We start from the raw sequence: 1009 nt of genomic DNA, 5'->3' as shown, positions 1-1009 counted from the left end.
CAAAAATGACTGTAACAACACAAACCGACCTCATAGACTTTAAAAAAGTGGATTAACTCAATTCAGACGCACACTACACGCATCATTTATTAATTTGATTTCTTCTTCTCTTTTTTTGATGAGGTCATCCCTTAAGAAGCCAAGATTACTTTCGACTAAAGCTGTAAACAAAAGTAGCTCATTTAGGCGATGAAAAGATGACAAATCTTGAGAAAAATAATTATCAAACCAAGTTGTAAAAGCTTGCGTAAAGGCAGATGAAAACCATTGATTAAAATCATCGTATGGCAATAACGGAAAATAATTTCTATCATCACGCGCAAAAATATTTTGCAGTATATAGACAAGATAACCTGTTGATGAGGGATCTATGCAACTTTCACATGTCTGATTAGGCGAGCGAACACCATAATATATATCTTCACGTCCAATCTTATTAACAAGATTAATCAACTTGACCTTACTTATAGTGATATGTGGGACATCTATCATCTCTGATCTTTCTTCTTTAAGAGTGTGAAGGGTGCTGTTGTGACAGAGCGCGTTGTGATTGCCTGTCTTGCAAAAATGTTTGTGAAAAAGGAACCTCGCAATGATTCATTGTTAATTAAACAATCTTGATTTTTGGCTCAAATGACGCAAGTTAAAAAACTTCTCCTGCAAAAGTAAAATCGATCAATCTTGGTTCTTCTTTTTTGTTAATTAAGCAAATGATTTTATTATTTAATTTATTAATTAGCTCCATTTGTGAAGCCAACTTTAATCTTTGTTCATACAGTGTCTTATTTTTTTGCTTAATTAAAGAGAATAGGTTTTCAAGTACTACTTGCTGTTGTTCAATTGACTTATCTCGCTCTGCAAGAGTGGCTTCATGCCATCTCATCCAACTATCAAATTTTGACTTATGCCATTCTTCTCGTTTTTTAAGAATTGTTGTGTGAGTTTCGTGTCGTTTCACAAGATCTTCTATGCTACAATCACGATCCGGTATCCGTACAAATTCTTTCAC

At 33.8% G+C, this 1009-nt stretch carries 2 protein-coding genes; both read right to left on the bottom strand.

Annotated features, from left to right (window positions below; all coding sequences use genetic code 11):
• Positions 1-57: 57 nt before the first annotated feature.
• Positions 58-492, bottom strand: coding sequence for a hypothetical protein (locus ACFIO3_RS13915; protein ID WP_120100899.1), 435 nt, complete (start codon positions 490-492; stop codon positions 58-60).
• A gap of 151 nt (positions 493-643) precedes the next feature.
• Positions 644-1009 (bottom strand): hypothetical protein (locus tag ACFIO3_RS13910; RefSeq protein WP_375704671.1); only part of this gene is annotated, 366 nt, incomplete at its 5' end.

It is taken from the genome of Bartonella sp. AD328YNZD (genome assembly GCF_042196425.1).
This window is presented reverse-complemented; position numbering and strand designations above follow the sequence as displayed.